Source organism: Pseudomonas sp. TSO6, from assembly GCF_056098905.1.
In genome coordinates, this window is the sequence record NZ_JBLZWV010000114.1 from 1 (window position 1) to 255 (window position 255).

The 255-nt window shown below is 48.2% G+C and carries 1 tRNA gene; it reads left to right on the forward strand.

The features are described from left to right. Positions 1 to 40 precede the first annotated feature (40 nt). Positions 41 to 116, forward strand: a tRNA-Ala gene (locus ACN6NG_RS30035). Positions 117 to 255: the final 139 nt, after the last annotated feature.

Sequence of the window (255 nt, forward strand, 5' to 3'; positions counted from 1 at the left end):
CTGCCCAGACCTACCATTACATGGTTTAGCCGTAGAATACGGGGCCATAGCTCAGCTGGGAGAGCGCCTGCCTTGCACGCAGGAGGTCAGCGGTTCGATCCCGCTTGGCTCCACCACTTTCGCCGTACGCAGTAGCTTGTCAGAACTTAGAAATGAACATTCGTTGATGAATGTTGATTTCTGACTTTTGTCAGATCGTTCTTTAAAAATTCGGATATGTGATAGAAATAGACTGAACACCAGTTTCACTGCTGG